Source organism: Bacteroidia bacterium, assembly GCA_020852255.1.
GTDB lineage: Bacteria > Bacteroidota > Bacteroidia > JADZBD01 > JADZBD01 > JADZBD01.
This window is the reverse complement of sequence record JADZBD010000009.1, coordinates 1-17,584: the sequence shown is the minus strand read 5'-3', so window position 1 is coordinate 17,584 and position 17,584 is coordinate 1. Positions and strand designations below refer to the sequence as shown.

General features: G+C 46.9%; 11 protein-coding genes. 5 read left to right on the top strand and 6 right to left on the bottom strand.

From position 1 onward, the window contains the following. Positions 1-44 precede the first annotated feature (44 nt). The 3 genes from IT233_05890 to IT233_05880 are packed head-to-tail and all read right to left on the bottom strand — an operon-like array spanning position 45 to position 3,744. Positions 45-500: an LEA type 2 family protein gene (locus IT233_05890; GenBank protein ID MCC7302155.1), complete on the bottom strand. Its 456-nt coding sequence runs from the start codon at positions 498-500 to the stop codon at positions 45-47. After that, entirely contained in the window at positions 497-2,362 is a 1,866-nt protein-coding gene (locus IT233_05885; protein MCC7302154.1) for an erythromycin esterase family protein, read from the bottom strand. The genes IT233_05890 and IT233_05885 overlap by 4 nt, the downstream gene beginning before the upstream one ends. 14 nt (positions 2,363-2,376) lie before the next feature. Continuing rightward, positions 2,377-3,744: a dipeptidase gene (locus IT233_05880; GenBank protein ID MCC7302153.1), complete on the bottom strand. Its 1,368-nt coding sequence runs from the start codon at positions 3,742-3,744 to the stop codon at positions 2,377-2,379. Between the two features lie 176 nt (positions 3,745-3,920). On the opposite strand from IT233_05880, the gene IT233_05875 reads away from it, so the two are divergent. From IT233_05875 to IT233_05855, 5 genes are all read left to right on the top strand, one after another. After that, positions 3,921-5,939, top strand: a complete 2,019-nt coding sequence (locus tag IT233_05875) for a choice-of-anchor L domain-containing protein (GenBank protein MCC7302152.1) — start codon at positions 3,921-3,923, stop codon at positions 5,937-5,939. Positions 5,940-5,950: 11 nt separating this feature from the next. Further along, positions 5,951-7,837 carry a gliding motility-associated C-terminal domain-containing protein gene (locus tag IT233_05870; protein ID MCC7302151.1) on the top strand — a complete coding sequence of 629 codons (1,887 nt, stop codon included), beginning with the start codon at positions 5,951-5,953 and terminating at the stop codon, positions 7,835-7,837. After that, positions 7,834-9,453 carry a gliding motility-associated C-terminal domain-containing protein gene (locus IT233_05865; GenBank protein ID MCC7302150.1) on the top strand — a complete coding sequence of 540 codons (1,620 nt, stop codon included), beginning with the start codon at positions 7,834-7,836 and terminating at the stop codon, positions 9,451-9,453. Before IT233_05870 ends, IT233_05865 begins: the two co-directional genes overlap by 4 nt. A 92-nt stretch (positions 9,454-9,545) precedes the next feature. Beyond that, entirely contained in the window at positions 9,546-10,274 is a 729-nt protein-coding gene (locus tag IT233_05860) for a hypothetical protein (protein MCC7302149.1), read from the top strand. A 17-nt stretch (positions 10,275-10,291) separates the two neighbouring features. Further along, the gene (locus IT233_05855) at positions 10,292-13,378 is read left to right on the top strand and encodes a glycosyl hydrolase (protein MCC7302148.1); all 3,087 of its coding nucleotides are present in this window, start codon (positions 10,292-10,294) and stop codon (positions 13,376-13,378) included. Here IT233_05855 and IT233_05850 read toward each other — a convergent pair. The 3 genes from IT233_05850 to IT233_05840 form a co-directional block, all read right to left on the bottom strand. Next, positions 13,364-14,869: a 2,3-bisphosphoglycerate-independent phosphoglycerate mutase gene (locus IT233_05850; GenBank protein MCC7302147.1), complete on the bottom strand. Its 1,506-nt coding sequence runs from the start codon at positions 14,867-14,869 to the stop codon at positions 13,364-13,366. The two genes, IT233_05855 and IT233_05850, sit on opposite strands and share 15 nt — an antisense overlap. Further along, on the bottom strand, positions 14,866-15,831 hold the full coding sequence (locus tag IT233_05845) for a HAMP domain-containing histidine kinase (protein ID MCC7302146.1): 966 nt from the start codon (positions 15,829-15,831) through the stop codon (positions 14,866-14,868). The genes IT233_05850 and IT233_05845 overlap by 4 nt, the downstream gene beginning before the upstream one ends. A 70-nt stretch (positions 15,832-15,901) precedes the next feature. Then, positions 15,902-17,377 carry a gliding motility-associated C-terminal domain-containing protein gene (locus IT233_05840; GenBank protein MCC7302145.1) on the bottom strand — a complete coding sequence of 492 codons (1,476 nt, stop codon included), beginning with the start codon at positions 17,375-17,377 and terminating at the stop codon, positions 15,902-15,904. Between the last annotated feature and the right edge of the window lie 207 nt (positions 17,378-17,584).

Genomic DNA, 17,584 nt, shown 5'->3' with positions numbered 1-17,584 from the left:
CGCGCCGGCCGAATTCTACGGTCAGGAAGCTGAATAAAATGTGATCACAAGCTGACTGTTTGGGTTACATCAATGGGAAATTCCTTACGTAGAAGGAACTTGCCCACCTTGACATTGCCTTTCACATGAACCTTCACAGATTTTGCAGTGGCCAGATTCAGGATCAGGGCAAGTTCTTTTAATCCCAGCTTAGAAAAATCTGATTCTATCACAAAGGTGTGAACATCGTCTGAATTCGCCTTTACTCTTATTTTCTTTTTCAGATAAGCCTTTCCCACCGGAATGTCATTGAGTTCACAGTCGAATGCGGTCCGGTGGATCTTAAATCCCATACTATTTGGATTTTTAATCCTCAGAAATACTTCAGCCTTCACACCGGTTTTATCCAGTTTAATGATTTTGCTTCCTTCAATCTTGCTGATATAAACGGGGGCCACTTTACAACCTGCCAGGAAGAGCAGGGGAAGAAGGTAAGCACAGGCTTTGAGGACTGCATTCATTCGCTTAGAAACAGGGAAACGTTAAAAGAATAATAGAGCCCTGTCATCCCCGTACGAGGTGCATTGGCGATTACGTCGTCTCCGGATTTCCATACTTTATCTGATGTGTCCAGCATGAAGCCTCCGCGGATTCCGAGAGAAACAAAACCAATGTTGGTACGAACATCAGCACCCACGTCCATAAGGAAGGCGTTATTCCGGTAGTTTTCTTTGTTCGGGGAACCGAAAATCCCGTTAGGTGCATTCTCATCGGAAAAATGAAGCTTCATATTTCCGAATCCAATTCCCAGATAAGGGAAGGCCTGAAACCAGTTGCGTGGACCTACTTCTCTTCCGGTGCGGAACATGAACTGATAACCACTGACTTTTCCTGAAGTGCCGGCCGTGTCGCGGAACGCTACCGGAAGAAAGTAGGTGTAATGCATTTGTGCTGCCTGATAACCGTTTTCACAGATCGTTAAGCCTCCTCCTGCCTGCGAAATTCTGTTGTTGTCGGCTATGAAACCACTTTCGCTGAGAAACGTGAACAAGCTGGATGTGTTCATGTAGTGGAAGGTAATGAAACCATCCGCGTGATAGTACGTCTTACTGTGCTCATAGGGTTTGTACTTTCCGGTATTGTTTCGCTCGGAGTCGTCATCGTGCGGAGAGAAATTCAACAGTAAATACTGGAATTTGTCGGTCATGATCCGTTTTAATGCGGTGTCAGCACTTACCTCATAAAGAAATAATCCCGTACGCCGGTCTGAATCAAGATAACGGGAGATCTCCTGCTCTTCCGGTGTTGGCTCAAATCCGAAGAGGAATTTTCCGGAAGAGGTCCGGTGAGCGTTGGGATAATAAACAGCGATGGTAAACACTTTGTTCCGCAGCGTAGTATCCGTGGATGTATTCATTCGTCCGGCAACAGCATTGAACATATACGAGTTACACCACTGCGACTGTACATTGCGGGCCACGTGGCAACGTCCGAATTGTCCGTAGAATGAAACCCCGGGATTATTCTTGTATACTTCCATAAAACGGTCATACATGTATTGCTCCCTGAAGTATGTTCCCTGGATCATCTGTTTTTCTTCATATTCCTTCCATTTCTTCCACTCCCGGATACCATTCATGATTTTTTCGAAGGTTTCCGGTTCTTTTTTGATACACTTCTGGAAGGCATCGCGGTTAGAGTAGTAGTTTTCCATAACGGACATCATGGCATTCTCGATGTCGAAATTACCTGAATACAGGCTGCCAAAACCTCCGCCGCCATAGGCTGTGCGACCGTTATAGTTCGTTGTTACATACTCCGCCAGACCCCTGATGGTTTCCACCGAGAGTGCGATCTCAGATGCAGGAGTTACACTGTCATTGAGCAGCAGGCTAAGCACCTTGCAGGAAGTAGAGAAAGACCATTCCAGGTCCAGCCCTACTACACGGATACGGCTGGCAGAATCCTGCCTGGCATTGAAATCCCGCAGCCCTGTGAAAAGTGCACGGAAATCTTTGTAGGAATAATCTTTCAGTGCTGTCAGGTAAGAAGTGTCGCCGGTCTGAACGTAATTGTTCACTAACCACCCGACACTCGCGCCGAATTCAAGAAGGTGCACACGCATTCTGGCTTTTTTATGCAGGAAACGCATCATTTTCAGTTCAAGAAGGATGTTGCTCGAAGTAAAGGTGTGATCCTCCCCGGTAAAAAACACTTTATAATTCGCTACAGTGCTGTCAAGTCCGGGAAAGGGATCGTTTTCAAGGGTATCGTGCAAAAGCACTTCCACCCCTTGCAGTTTATGCATGGTTTGCTGGGCAAATCCTCCGTTCGGAAGGCAGACCGCTGCAGCAGCTAAAACAAAAAGGATTCGTTTGAACATCCGATAATGGACTGTTATTTCTTTTCGCCTGCCAATTCCGAATAATAACGGAAAAACCAGGGAATCGTTTCAATACCTTTAAGGTAATTAAAAATTCCGTAATGTTCATTGGGGGAATGAATAGCATCACTGTCCAGTCCGAAGCCCATCAGTACGCTGTCCAGACCAAGAATATCCTTAAAAAGTGCTACAATGGGAACACTTCCGCCGCCACGTACAGGCACAGGTACATTACCGAAGGTTTTCTCCATCGCCTTGCTGGCCGCTTTGTACGCCGCAGAATCCGTGGGTGTAAGCACGGGATTTCCTCCGTGATGCGGAATCACTTTCACGGATACTGAGGGTGGGGCAAGCGTAGGGAAATATCGGCAGAAAAGTTCTGTGATCTTTTCATGATCCTGATCCGGCACAAGACGCATGGAGATCTTGGCGAAAGCTTTGGAGGCAATTACGGTTTTTGCACCTTCTCCTGTATAACCGCCCCAGATACCATTCACATCCAGGGTGGGACGAATACTGGTACGCTCTGCAGTAGAAAACCCTTCCTCACCGTGAATATCTTTCAGGTTGAGGTGCTTCTTGTATTCATTGAGATCAAACGGCGCACGGGCCATTTCTTTTCTCTCTTCCGCGCTTAATACACGCACATCATCATAAAATCCGGGAATGGTAATCCGATTTTTTTCATCCTTCAGTTTCGCGATCATTTCGCAAAGAATATTCACAGGGTTTGCCACTGCGCCTCCGTAAAGCCCGGAATGCAGGTCGCGGTTCGGCCCCGTTATTTCTACCTGAAAATAACTCAGACCGCGAAGTCCAACGGTGATCGAAGGAACATCATTGGCAATAATAGACGTATCGGAGATCAGGATCACATCCGCCTTGAGTTTCTCTTTGTTCTTTTCCAAAAAAGGTCCGAGGTTGTCAGAACCTACTTCTTCCTCTCCCTCGATCATGAACTTTACATTGCAGGGTAGTCCGCCTTGGTTCAACATGACCTCAAAGGCTTTCAAATGCATGAAGAACTGTCCCTTGTCGTCCGCTGAACCGCGTGCATAAATCTTTTCGTCTTTAATCTGCGGTTCAAAGGGCGGTGAATTCCATAATTCCACAGGATCCGGCGGCTGAACGTCGTAATGTCCGTATATCAGAACAGTGGGAAGTTTCGGATCAAGAATCTTTTCGCCGTAAACAAGTGGATGTCCCCCGGTCTCGCAAATCTCCGTTTTTTCAATCCCGGCGGCATCCATGTACTCCTTTACCTTCAGAGCACAAACCCTTACAGATTCCTTGTAGGCAGGATCAGCACTAATGGAGGGTATCCGTAGGAGTTCAATAAGCTCCTGAATGAACCTATCTCTATGAATTTCAATGTATTGCATTTTATAATTTCAAATATTTGACAATGGGGCAAAGTTGGGATAAAATTAGCCCGGTGCAACTTAATCCTTAACAAATATATCTTTATGGTATAAAACCGCACACATGCCGGCGAATACAGCAAATTCGTCAATTAACAAAGGATTTCGGCCGATAAAATTCGTTTAATTCACTCTGTATGAGTATATTTGTAGAAGATCAGTTCATGAATAATTCTGAAAAGCACATCGGGAAATTGAACAGGATTCCTTTCCTGGCTGGAATTCTTGCTTGTTCCTTTGCTACCGCACAGCTTACGGTGAACAATACGCCGCCGAATAATAATAATCCGGCGTGGCTGGTTCAAAACGTGCTTACCGGATCCGGCGTGCAGATCATGAACGTTACCTTCAACGGCGCACCGAATACCATTGGTTTTTTTAACGGACAAAATTCAAACATCGGCATTAACTCTGGTGTGATACTTTCCTGCGGAACTATCTTTAATGCACAGGGGCAAAACAACCAGACAGGTGCATCCCAGTCAAATAATCTCCCCGGAGATCCGGATCTCGACATCGTTTTTTCGCCTACACTGAGTTATGATGCAACCATACTCGAGTTCGATTTTATTCCCATGTCCGATACGGTTCGTTTCCGTTACTGCTTTGCAAGCGAAGAGTATATGGAATACGTGAGTTCCATGCCCGGTGGCATTAATGACGGATTCGGATTCTTTATATCTGGTCCGGGCATCAACGGACCTTTTTCAAATAATGCCAAGAATATTGCACTGGTGCCGTCTCCTCCCGCACCTCCTAATACATATGTGACCATGTTCAATGTGAACTGCAATCCGCAGAATTCACCGTTTTACATTTGTAATGATCCGCAGAATTCACAATCATGGGCCAATGTTTGCCCGCCTTCTTACAACTGTCCGACCTCACCGGCTCAAACCACACACCAATATGACGGACAAACCGTGGTGCTCACTGCGGAATCGCAGGTGATCTGCGGACAAACGTATCATATCAAAATTGCAATAGCGGATGGTGGCGACCATATACTCGATTCAGGAGTGTTTCTTGAAGCGGGGAGTTTTTCTTCTTCGGGCGTTGTTGTTGGTTCCGCATCTTCTGCAAACGGAAATATTCTGGGCAGTGATAGCACGGTTTACGAGGGTTGCGGTTCACTGGTGATTTATTTCGACAGGGGGAATCAAACCATAACACAGGATACGGTGTCGTTCCAGATTCTGGGAAGTGCAGGAAATGGTACCGACTATGCGAATATTCCCAACTATGTCATCTTCCAGATCGGTCAGGATTCAGTCGCCATTACGATTACTCCCACACCCGATAACAATAATGAAGGTCCGGAAACCATCATACTCATCATCCCTGCCGCGGGGCCCTGCAACAACGGAGCTCCGGATACGATTGTGGTAACTATATTAGATGTTTTACCTATTTCTTTAGGCATGCAGGCATACAATGACACCATTTGTGCAGGAGATCCAACTTCGCTGGAGGCCTTTGTGCTTGGTGGTATGCCGGGTTATACCTACCAGTGGTCTCATTCCCTGGGAACAACTCCTCTGGTTTCGCTGAATCCGGGACCAATGAACACTACCTCGTATTCAGTAACTGTTACGGACACCTGCGGTAACGTTAGTACGCAATCGATCAACGTCCATATCTCTCAGCCTTTAGCTTCCTTCACGCATGGGTATGCTACCGTGAATACCATTGATTTTACAAACACGTCCACGCCGGCCGTGTCTTATTTCTGGGATTTCGGCGATGGCAACACTTCAACCGCAGTTAGTCCGAGCCATACCTATCCCAATGATCAAACCAACACCTTTACGGTAATGCTGATTATCACGGATGCTTATGGCTGCACGGATACGGTGTATGATTATGTGACGGTGTATCCTGATTTCTACTTCTGGGCGCCGAATGCCTTTACCCCGAATAACGACGGTCATAATGCAACATACGGAGGAATCGGAGTAGCAGTTCTGGAATATGAAATGCTCATCTTCAACCGGTGGGGTGAACTGGTTTTCAAATCGAATCATATTGATACCCGGTGGGATGGAACATATAAGGGGTCTGTTGTTCCCGAGGACACCTATGTAGCAACGTTTAAAATCAAAGGACCGAATAACATTAAGCTTGAAAAAATAACACACGTCTCTGTGGTTAGATAAAACTTAATTACATGGGTTTCATTCGAAAGATCATTCTTCTGGTTTCAATTGTTTCGCTGCCCTTCGCCGGGCAGTCGCAGTTAGTGGTGAGTAATCAGCCGCCTTACGATAACATCCAGTACCTGGTGCAGAACGTATTACTTGGAACCGGTATACAGGCATTCAATATTACCTATACAGGGGCTACGGTGGCCGTGGGATATTTTAACGGAATGAGCTCAAATGTGATGCTGGATTCGGGCATTGTTTTCACCTCGGGGCATATCGATTCTGCGGTGGGACCCAATAATACGGGATGGGCAACCGTGATTAACAGCACGCCCGGTGATGTGGACCTGGAGAACATTACTAATAATACGATGAACGGAAGCTACGACGCCGCCGTGATCGAATTTGATTTTATTCCGATGGCGGATACCGTGAAGTTTGATTATGTGTTCGGGTCGGAAGAATACATGGAGTGGGTGAATACAGGTTTTAACGATGCTTTTGCATTTATTCTCAGCGGGGTGTCAACTCCTCTGGTTCCTACGAACATTGCACTTATTCCGGCGCCGCCAGCTCCTCCCAATACGCCGGTAACGATTGACAATGTCAACCTCAATTCGTATCCGCAATATTACTTTGATAATGAAACACCTCCCGGGCTAACAGTGAATTATGACGGTTTTACAGTACCAATGCGGGCCCAGTATCCTGTCATTTGTGGTGAAACATATCATATTAAACTGGTAGTGGCCGACATCGGCGACGGTGCGTATGATTCCGGAGTGTTCCTGAAAGCGGGTTCCTTCTCCGCCTCACAGGTGACCATTTCTACGAATATCTCTTACGGGGGTCCCAATGATTCAACCCTCTTCGAAAGTTGCGGCACCGCCTGTATCGTGTTCGACCGGGGCAACTCGAATCTTCAGAATCCGGATACCATTACACTTACTTTTTCAGGAAACGCCGTGAATGGCGTGGATATCGTGCCCGCAATTCCTAATCAGCTGATTTTCGCACCGGGACAAGATTCAATCGTTCTTTGTTTTAGTGCCCCGCAGGATAACATTACAGAGGGGCTGGATACACTGTTGATCAGCGCGCTTACCTCGGGTCCTTGTACTTCAGGTGCGACCAATGGCGTATTGTATATCGGCGATGTTACACCGGTGGTGCTTAGCCTTCCGAATGATACTACCATTTGTCCGGGTAATCAGGTTACATTGTTCAGTAATGTCAGCGGGGGGGTACAACCTTATTCTTATAACTGGTCTACCGGGGCAACCACTACCCTGATTACTGTACAGCCTTCTTCAACCACCACATATACTTTACAGGTTACAGATAGTTGTAATTCCAACGTGAGTCCGCAATCCGTCACTGTTACTGTGTTACCTCCGGGTCCGGTAAACGTGGTGACTCCGGACATAACGGTTTGCGAAGGGAAGGAATTAACCCTGGCGGCCCTTGTAAATGGAGGTGCGCCTGCTTATTCCTACCTATGGACAACGGTTACAGGTCCGGACACGGTTCCAAATCCAACCGCGTCTTCCAATACGTTTATTCCCACGGCCAATGGCACGTACAATATTGTTGTTACAGACCTTTGCGGGGAGGTGGGTACCCAAACAGTTGATGTAATCGTAGACATGGATTGTATTCTCGGTATTCCGAACGTGTTTACTCCCAATAACGATGGCGATAATGAGCTGCTGGTCTTCGAAAATCTGGATAAATTTCCAAACAGCCATCTGGTGGTTTACAACCGGTGGGGAAGTATTGTACTCGATGAATCAGATTACCTGAACAACTGGAATGGAGGAGGTCATGCGGACGGAGTTTATTATTTCGTACTTACCGTAGCAGACGGAAGAGTGTTTCCCGGATTCGTTCAGATACTGGGAACTAAATGAAAAGGGCGATCCTGATATTTTTCACTGCTATTGCGGTTCCCCTTTGCGCTACGCATATTGTGGGCGGAGAAATCTACTATACCTGCCTGGGCAATAATAATTACGAGATTACACTAAAGGTGTACCGCGATTGTTATAACGGACAGGCGCCCTACGACAATCCTGCCTCCATTGGAATTTATGACATCAACGGAGTACTCATCCAGAACGTGTTAATACCGTATACCGGTTCGGATACAATGCCATTAACATTAAACAACCCTTGTTTTATTCCCCCGACAAATGTTTGCGTGGAAGAAGCGGTTTACCGAGACACCGTGAATCTTCCGCCGCTGACCGGTGGATATACACTGGTGTACCAGCGTTGCTGCCGAAACAGCACAATTCTGAATATCATTAATCCGCTCACGGTCGGATCTTCAATCTCAGTGAGCATTCCTGATCCTTCCCTTGCCACCTGTAACAGTTCTCCGCGCTACGATAGCCTTCCGCCTCTTTTTATGTGCACCAATGTGCCCTTTTTATTTAATCACAGCGCTACAGATCCGGATGGAGACTCTCTCGCATACAAGTTTTGTGACCCCTGGGACGGAGCCTCGCAGGTGAATCCGATGCCGCAGCCTCCGGCACCGCCACCGTATAATTTTGTACCCTGGCAACCGCCTTATAATGCCACCTATCCCATTGCCTCGAGTCCTGCTTTTACCGTTAATGTAAATTCAGGTGTTTTGTCGGGTACACCGAACCTGATCGGAAACTGGGTGGCGGCCGTTTGTGTGGAAGAATGGCGCAACGGACAATTACTGAGTGTGAATAAAAGAGACTATCAGTTCAATGTGCTTAATTGCCCCGGACTGGTGGTATCTTCTGTACCGCCACAGGTGTCTACCTGTGCAAGTATGACAATCAATTTTGCGAATAACTCCACCGGGGCAACATCTTACTTCTGGAATTTTGGTGATCCCACCACTACGGGAGATACTTCCTCATTATTTTCACCCACCTGGACCTATTCCGATACAGGAACTTACACAGTTATGCTGATTGGTAACCCTGGATCCACCTGTGCGGATACCGGCTATGCCACCGTTACAATCTATCCATTGCTGGATCCAAGTTTCATTCCGCCTACGGTTTATTGTGAAAATGATAGCGCCCTTGCATTTGCGGCGCAGGGACTATTCCTTAACAACGCTACGTTTACCTGGAACTTCGGACCCAATGCCAATCCCACCACCGCCACCGGAACAACGGCTCTTGTTACCTTCACACAGGCAGGTACCTATGTGGTCACTCTTACAGTCAATCAGTCTATCTGTACGGAAACGTTTACGGACACTGTGTATGTGACCGATCTGGATTGCGAAATACCTGTACCCAATGTGATTACACCCAACGGCGACCAGTTCAATGAAAACCTGGAGTTTCAGAATTTGGAGAATTTTCCGGGGAGCCGGCTGGTGATCTACAACCGATGGGGCAATAAACTGTACGACAATCCGGATTATAAAAATGATTATAACGGCAAGAACCATTCCGACGGGGTTTATTATTTCATTTTGTACGTATCCGATGGTCGCGTATTTCCCGGGTTCTTTCAAATCCTGAGGGGATAAAGGTTTCCGGCAAGGTTTTTTGGTTTTAATTGAAGGATGAGCGGTAGGGCCGGATCGCCGGGGCATGCTATTTTTGTACAATAAGAGATCGTATGAGAACATTCAAAATAATACTGCTTATTCTTGTCCTTCCCCTGATGACACTAAAAGGGCAAACCGCTGCGGAGATCGTTGCTAATCACTTGAAAGCCATCGGAGGAGCGGACGCCTGGAATGCCCTCTCTTCAATGAAGGCCACAGGAAAATCGAAATGGGGGAGTTTCGAAATCCCGTTTGTGATGATTACACTTAAAGACGGCAGCACCCGGCAGGATGTAACACTGCAGGGACTGAAAATGGTTACCGCCTACGATGCACCGTCAAAGACCGGCTGGATGATCAACCCTTTTCAGGGTTCGAAGAAGGCAGAAAAAATGAATGATGAGCAGGTACAAAGTCAGCAGGAGAGCGGTGGTATCGGGGGAGAATTGCTGTGTTATATTGAAAAAGGCTGGAAGATAGAACTGCTAGACAAGGAGGATGTGGACGGGGTGGAGTGCTTCAAAATAATGCTGACCAAAGCCAGTGGTTCTGTCACCTATTTTTTCATTGATTCTCAATCATGGTACCTGATTAAGACCACTACCCGGACAAAGTATGAGGACAGGGAGATTGAGAGCGAAACCCAGTACAGCGATTTTCAGACAGTGAGCGGGGTGGTGGTGGCCATGTCAATTGATAACTATGCAGATGGGAAACTGCAGGGGCAAACCCTGATCGAAAAAGTAGAATTCAATCTGAGTTTTCCCGCTGAAGATTTTAAGATGCCCGTTGGCAATTAATAAAGGAACCATTGTTTATGACAAGAAAGTTAATTAGTACTCTGATAGTAGCCGGGGCGGTGTCCGGGATAATGTATTCGCAGGTAAACCTGACATCCGCAATGCTGGGTTCATACCAGGCACGACAAATAGGAAGCGCGGAAATGAGCGGCCGAATTACCGCCATAGACGTTGTGAGTACAAATCCGAGGTTGTTTTATGTTGGAACGGCAGGCGGCGGCGTATGGAAAACTACCAATGCCGGCAGTACATTTAAACCGGTTTTTGACAAGTATTGTCAATCTGTTGGCGCACTCCTGATTGACCAGAAAAATCCCGAAACAATTTGGGTGGGTACCGGGGAAAGCAATATGCGTAATAGTGTTTCGGTGGGAACCGGATTGTATGTAAGCAATGATGGTGGAAGTAACTGGAAAAAGTCGGGACTTGATTCCACGGAACATATCAGCAAAATTGTTCTGGATCCTTCCAACCCGGAGATCGTGTATGTAGCGGCACCGGGTCCGTTGTGGAGCGACAGCAAACACCGGGGGCTTTATAAATCATCGGATAAAGGGAAAACCTGGAACAAAATACTTTACTCAGATACGAGAACAGGTTGTGCAGACGTGATTGTGGATCCTAAAAATCCGAATGTGATTTATGCCAGCATGTGGGAGTTTCGTCGCACCCCCTGGTCCTTTACATCCGGCGGAAAGGGGAGCGGACTCTTCAAAAGCACGGACGGGGGCAAAACATGGAAGAGGATTCAGAATGGGTTCGACGGACAGGTACTGGGAAGAATTTGTCTGGCGGTCTCTCCAACGGAAACAAATAAGCTCTACGCTATTGCGGAATCGAAAAACACTGCTTTGTATGCCAGTACGGATGGCGGGGAAAGCTGGACCAAGAAGAGTGCAGGGATGAATGTGACCTGGCGTCCATTCTATTTTTCAGTGATTGCAGTAGATCCGGTGGACCCGAAACGCATCTACCGGCCATCCCTTAATCTGTCGATTTCTACCGATGGAGGAGAGTCGTTCAAAGAGGCATCCTTTGAGGGCGGATGGGTCCATTCAGATCACCATGCGATCTGGATCAATCCAAATAATAATTCTCACCTTTTACTGGGAACGGATGGCGGCGTCTATCAGTCAATGGATCGCGGAAACAGCTGGACGATGTTCAAAAACCTGCCTGTGTCCCAGTTTTATCATGTTAGCGTGGATGATCAGGTTCCTTACAATGTATATGGTGGTTTACAGGATAACGGATCCTGGTTTGCTCCTTCACAAAGTGTAGGAGGAATCGAGAATAAGGACTGGACCAACTGCGCGGGAGGAGACGGATTCTGGGTGCAGCCTGACCGCGAAGATCATACTATTGTTTATGCAGAATCCCAGGGCGGATATATCGTTAGATATAATAAGAAGACGAATGAATCGCGTGATATCCGCCCCTTTCCCCTGGCAGGGGAGCCAAAACTCCGGTGTAACTGGAACACACCGGTGCTTACTTCACCGAATGATAAAAGGGTAATTTATTTTGGTGCCCAGTATCTTTACCGCTCACGGGATAAGGGCGAAAGCTGGGAACGGATATCTCCGGATCTTACCACCAACAATCCTAAAAAGCAGCTGCAGGAGAATTCGGGAGGTTTATCTGTTGATAATTCAGGAGCTGAGAATCACTGTACAATTTTTACCATTGAAGAGGCCCCGGGAGATCCGAATACAATCTGGGTGGGAACGGATGACGGAAATCTTCAGGTTACGCATGATGGTGGTAAAACATGGACCAACCGTGTGGCGAACATCAAGGGACTTCCGATGAATGCCTGGGTTAGCTCTGTGGAGGTTTCATCTTTTGACCGGAATAGGGTGTTTGTTACATTCGACAATCATGCCCTTGGGGATATGCGCACCCACGTTTATATGAGTGCTGACGATGGACAAACCTGGGCCGCAATCAGCACGAAAGATCTGACCGGCTTTGCTCATAAGATTTGCCAGGATCCCGTGAACCGGGAGTTGCTGTTCCTGGGTACGGAATTGGGATTGTTTATGTCACGCGATCTGGGTAAAAGCTGGATCCGTTTTCAGGCTAATGTTCCTCCGGTAGCCGTACGAGACATTGTTATTCATCCCATAACGCATGATCTGGTTCTGGCTACACATGGAAGGGGAATCATTATTGTTGATGATATCACACCACTGAGGGCTATTACGCCTGAAGTACTGAATAGTGAAATGTCTTTTCTGCCAACGCGGCCCTCTTTTGTTACATCGGGGAAATACGGCGCAGCATTCCCTAACGGAGGGTATGCAGGATCCAACAGTTCCGAAGAATTGGTCATCTGCTATTACCTGAAAGATCGTGTAATGAAAGGGGATGTACGTGTTGAGTTCTACGATGCTTCGGGTAAGAAAATAGGCGCTGTTCCGGGGTCAAAGAGACGAGGATTGAACGTTGTATCCTGGGATATGCGGATGAAGCCGCCTCGTGTAGCGAAGGGTGTGAAACTGGATTTTTCAGGGTTTACGGGTCCGCTGATCCCTTCCGGTGAATACACTGTGCGTCTGATCAAGGGGGAAAAACAGATTGAACAGAAGATAACTCTTGGTTACGACCCTCAATCCTATTATACTGCGGAAGACAGGGCAGCGCAGCAGAAATTGATGAAGGAGATTTTTGAAATGCAGGAGAATTTGGCTTTTTTGGCTTCACAACTGAACAAAATAAAGGATGTGGCCACTTCGAGAAAAAATGCCACGGCAGACAAAAAAGTAGTAGCGGCTGCGGATGCACTGATCCGGAAGGTAGACGCGCTGTATCAAACCCTCGTGGCCTCCATTGAGGGAACAAATATTACAGGAGAGGAGAAGCTGAGAGAGAAGATTTCGGACCTCTATTACGGGGTGGTGTCTTTTGAAGGTAAGCCAACGCGTTCGCAATACGACCGGTTTGCTGCACTGCAGAAGGAATACGCAGATGCTAAGGCTGCGGCTGAGAAGATTTTTCAAAGCGATGTAAAGACTTTTAACGACCTTCTTACCGGAAGAAAGATGGAAGGTATTGTGATCCTGGGCAGAGAAGAGTGGGATTCCCAGTCAACGACCAAGTAAAACATTTCCGGTCATCTCCGCCGGAACAGGAATTCCCATCATCGTAAGAAGGGTAGGGGCGATATCTCCTAATTTCCCGTTTTGAATAGACTGGTAGCGTTCATCAATTAATATGCAAGGTACCGGATTCATGGAATGCGCTGTATTGGGTGTGCCGTCAGCATTGATCATATAATCGGCGTTCCCGTGATCAGCGAGTACGATGAAGGAATAGCCAGCCTGCATTCCGGCAGTCACTACTTTTTGAAGACAGGTATCCACCGTTTCAAGTGCTTTTTGTACAGCAGAATATACACCGGTGTGTCCGATCATATCCGGGTTGGCAAAATTTAAACAAATGAAATCTGTTTTACCTTCACTCATCACATTCAGAACAGCATCCGTAACTTCCTTTGCCGACATTTCGGGCTGCAGATCATAGGTAGCTACTTTCGGTGAAGGAATCATGATCCGTTTCTCACCGGGAAAGGGTTCTTCCCTTCCTCCGTTGAAGAAGAACGTAACGTGAGGATATTTTTCTGTTTCCGCAATGCGAAGCTGGGTTTTTCCCTTGTTGGCAAGCACCTCACCCAGGGGAAGACTTAGATTCTCCTTCTCATATACAACATGAATGTTGCGGAACGATTCGTCGTAACGGGTAAACGTGGTGTAGTGAAGCGGTAGGGTCCTCATACCATGCTCCGGCATATCCTTCTGTGTGAGTACGGTGGTAATTTCACGGCAACGGTCGGTGCGGAAATTAAAACAAATGACCACATCACCTTCCATAATGGAGGGCGTTCCGTTGATCTTAATTGGCCGGATAAACTCATCCGTTACTTCATGAGCGTACGAAGCCTGTATGCCTTCAGAAGCTGAGTTGAACAGATCACCCTTGCCGGCAGTAAGGAGGTCGTAAGCAGCTTTTACCCGCTCCCATCTTTTATCACGGTCCATCGCGTAATATCTTCCGCAAACAGAAGCAATGGTGCCAACAGATTTTTTCAGGTGATTTTCAAGGTCAGAGATAAAGCCCAGACCGCTTCTTGGATCCGTATCTCTGCCGTCGGTAAACGCGTGAATATAGAGTTGATTAACAGCGAGTTCTTTTCCAAGGTCACAAAGGGCTTTCAGGTGATGAATATGTGAATGCACTCCGCCGTCACTTACAAGTCCTAACAGATGTATGTTTTTCTTTTTTTCTATAGCATGACGGAAGGCGGAAAGAAGCAAAGGGTTTTTAAAAAAGTGTTTGTCGCGAATGTCTTTATCAATCCTAGCCAGTTCCTGATAAACCACTCTGCCAGCTCCGATATTCATATGACCCACCTCTGAATTACCCATTTGTCCGTCCGGTAGTCCCACGTGTTCACCGTAGGTAAGCAATGTAGACGAGGGGTATGATTTCATCAGATGCCGGAAAAAAGGAACGTTGGAATGTGCTATTGCATCCGAGCGGGAACCATCTCCTTTCCCCCAGCCGTCAAGCACTATAAGGGTTGCTTTTTTCATTTTCTGAAACGTACAGTAAAGATACAGCCTGCCGGTGAATTATCCATCAGGCGTATACTGCCGTTATGCTGCATTACCAGAAACTTTACAATGAACAAACCCAGGCCTGTTCCCCGTGCCTTACGCGTATTTTCATTGCCGCCGCGGTAGAAGCGCTCGAATATCCGCTCTTTTTCCGGGTCAGGTATTCCGGGGCCCTGATCACTGACACTCAGTTCAGGCTCCCCGTTAATAGTTTTAAGTGTGATCACGATGATCCCTTCAGGGGGAGAATATTTTACTGCGTTTTCCAGCAGGTTATTCACAATAGACGCAATGGCCATTTCGTCAAAGGAGAACCGGATCCCGGACTCGACCCGGATAGTTACCGACTGAGACGGTGCAAGAGCACGGAGTGATTTTTCCACTAATTCGTTCAGGTAGGCAGAGAGATCAGCTTCCCTTCTTTGAAGGCAGAATTCCTTCTGGTCAATGGCCGTGGCTGTTAGAATATTCTCAACCAGGGCATTCAGCCGGTCTGTATCATGTAAACAGGATTGCAGCAGTTCTTTTTTCTTGTGCTGATCCAATTCCCTTTTTTGAATGGTTTCCAGTTGCAGTTTAAGGGATGCAATAGGGGTACGCAGTTCATGAGTTACCGAGAGCAGGAAATTTCGCTGTTGTTCCGCAAGTTTTCTTTCTTTAAGAATACTCCTTCGGGTAATCACAATCCCTGCCGCAAGAAAAGTCAGAAATACCAGTCCTTCCCCAAGGATCATACGTTGTTTTGAATGGAGGCGGGTCAGCAGTTCATTTCCCTGCTTCATGGTTTCAGATGGAGATCCTGCAGTGAGCAGGTTAACCTCATTCTTCAGAAGGTAAATTTCCTGGTTCAGGTCGGTTAGTAACCAGGCCCACCAGCCCAACTGAATCAGTATGTAGCCAACAAGGATGTAGAAAATAAAAAGGGTACGGGAGGACACAACAGGGGTTTTCCTTACACGAAGGTAAGAATTCTGTTTAAGCCCTGAGCGCTGTGAGGGGCAGGGGAAATTATTGATTTACATGGACAAACCCAGTGAATTGGTATGTATTCTCCATGAAGCCGGCATTGATGATATAATAATAAACGCCATTGGAGACATTATTCCCCGTCTTAGTCTTTCCGTCCCACCGGAAGGCATAGTCTTCTGATTCGTAAATATGATTACCCCAGCGGTTATAAATATCAATATTGAAATGATCGAAGCACAAATCGTTTTCCTTTGTGAGTGAGAAAAAGTCGTTTAGTGCATCACCGTTGGGAGTAATAATATTGGGAGGATTTTCGAGATCCCCGGGCGGAACGACATAGAAGGTATACAATATCATCGCGGTGTCTATACCGGCACAGGAGGAATCAATTCCATAGTATGTTACATAATAGGGGTTCGTGCGAATGGAGTGGCAGGGAGCATTAACACACACATTGGCGATAATGGAATCGGGCGTACGGGTGGTATCGTAAACGAAGGTAACGGTGGGAAGATTTTCGGAAGGAGATGCCAGTTCAGGAGAAGCACCGATGAGTGTGAGAAGATCTGCTCCAGATACGTTGATTGCGTTCAGCTTAACCTGGAAGCAATGATTTTTTCCGCCAATAATGGTATCCACTATGTTTGGCTGGTTGAGGGAAAGTACAGGAGTACTGCCGGTGGTGCAGTTGAGTACCGAGTACTGCATATCGCGTCTGATTTCCCCGATCTTCACGTTGTTCCGGTATTCTTCCACGCGTATTGAGATAACAAAAACACCTGCGTTCACAGGGTATGCGCTGAGCATGCCGGTGGTGGGATTGATGGAAAGCGTACTGGTGCCTCCAAGGAGATTAGCGAGAGAATAACCGGGGGCATATGGCACTACCGGATAAGGTGCTGCAACGCAGCCGTTATCGTCCCATGGATCAACGATGGAGTAGGTAAGCACATCACCATTGACATCGTTGGCTGACAAATCCTGAAGGTTGTTCACGCTGTTGCACAGATAGGCATTCGGGTAGGAGCCGAATTTCGGCGAACTGTTCTGCAGTGCCGGATCAGGCATTTCGGCATACCATGTCATCCCCACGGAGCCGGGATTTGAAATATTGGTGATGATGTTATTTCTGCAACAAAGAGAGTAAATGATATAATAGCCGTTAGGATTGGCCGTCATAGTAATCGTTCCCTTGAACACGCCTCTTTCAACACAAAGACCAGTAGGAGTATAGCAGGCATCGCCGAGTGAAAGGGTATCATCATTCACAATATTCAGGGTGAGGGTAGAATACTGGATATTGGTAACCTTGTCGAAAAAACAAAGCGTGGTGCTGAGCGGCATAGACGCATTTCCGGGATTACAGTCGCGGTAGAAAGTCACCTGGAATTCATAGTCCATACCAGAAAGCCAGGTATATTCAATCTGGCCGCCAACAACGTGGGTGGCGTTTGCTGGCGAAGTGAACAGGCAGGGTAAGAGGAGTGTGAGTATGCGAACCAATGCTTTTTTCATTTGTATTTGTTGGTTGGTTGCAGAAAAGACGTCTTTTTTACGAAGGGTTGCCTTTGGGGTATTAAGAAATAATACTTCTGATATGAGCTCAACAAAAAAGCCCAAAGATTTCTCTTTGGGCTAAGTAGCGGGCCTGCCTATGCCGCCGAAGGCGGATAGGGGCCAGACCTGCTTGACATGGTCAATCAGGCAGGCTCGAACTGACGT

What these genes read in the sequence shown, in the direction of transcription:
- IT233_05865 (MCC7302150.1), top strand. Translation starts at nt 7,834, where the DNA reads ATGAAAAGGGCGATCCTGATATTTTTCACTGCTATTGCGGTTCCCCTT.
- IT233_05870 (MCC7302151.1), top strand. Translation starts at nt 5,951, where the DNA reads ATGGGTTTCATTCGAAAGATCATTCTTCTGGTTTCAATTGTTTCGCTG.
- IT233_05885 (MCC7302154.1), bottom strand. Translation starts at nt 2,362, where the DNA reads ATGTTCAAACGAATCCTTTTTGTTTTAGCTGCTGCAGCGGTCTGCCTT.
- IT233_05850 (MCC7302147.1), bottom strand. Translation starts at nt 14,869, where the DNA reads ATGAAAAAAGCAACCCTTATAGTGCTTGACGGCTGGGGGAAAGGAGAT.
- IT233_05840 (MCC7302145.1), bottom strand. Translation starts at nt 17,377, where the DNA reads ATGAAAAAAGCATTGGTTCGCATACTCACACTCCTCTTACCCTGCCTG.
- IT233_05875 (MCC7302152.1), top strand. Translation starts at nt 3,921, where the DNA reads ATGAGTATATTTGTAGAAGATCAGTTCATGAATAATTCTGAAAAGCAC.
- IT233_05880 (MCC7302153.1), bottom strand. Translation starts at nt 3,744, where the DNA reads ATGCAATACATTGAAATTCATAGAGATAGGTTCATTCAGGAGCTTATT.
- IT233_05855 (MCC7302148.1), top strand. Translation starts at nt 10,292, where the DNA reads ATGACAAGAAAGTTAATTAGTACTCTGATAGTAGCCGGGGCGGTGTCC.
- IT233_05860 (MCC7302149.1), top strand. Translation starts at nt 9,546, where the DNA reads ATGAGAACATTCAAAATAATACTGCTTATTCTTGTCCTTCCCCTGATG.
- IT233_05890 (MCC7302155.1), bottom strand. Translation starts at nt 500, where the DNA reads ATGAATGCAGTCCTCAAAGCCTGTGCTTACCTTCTTCCCCTGCTCTTC.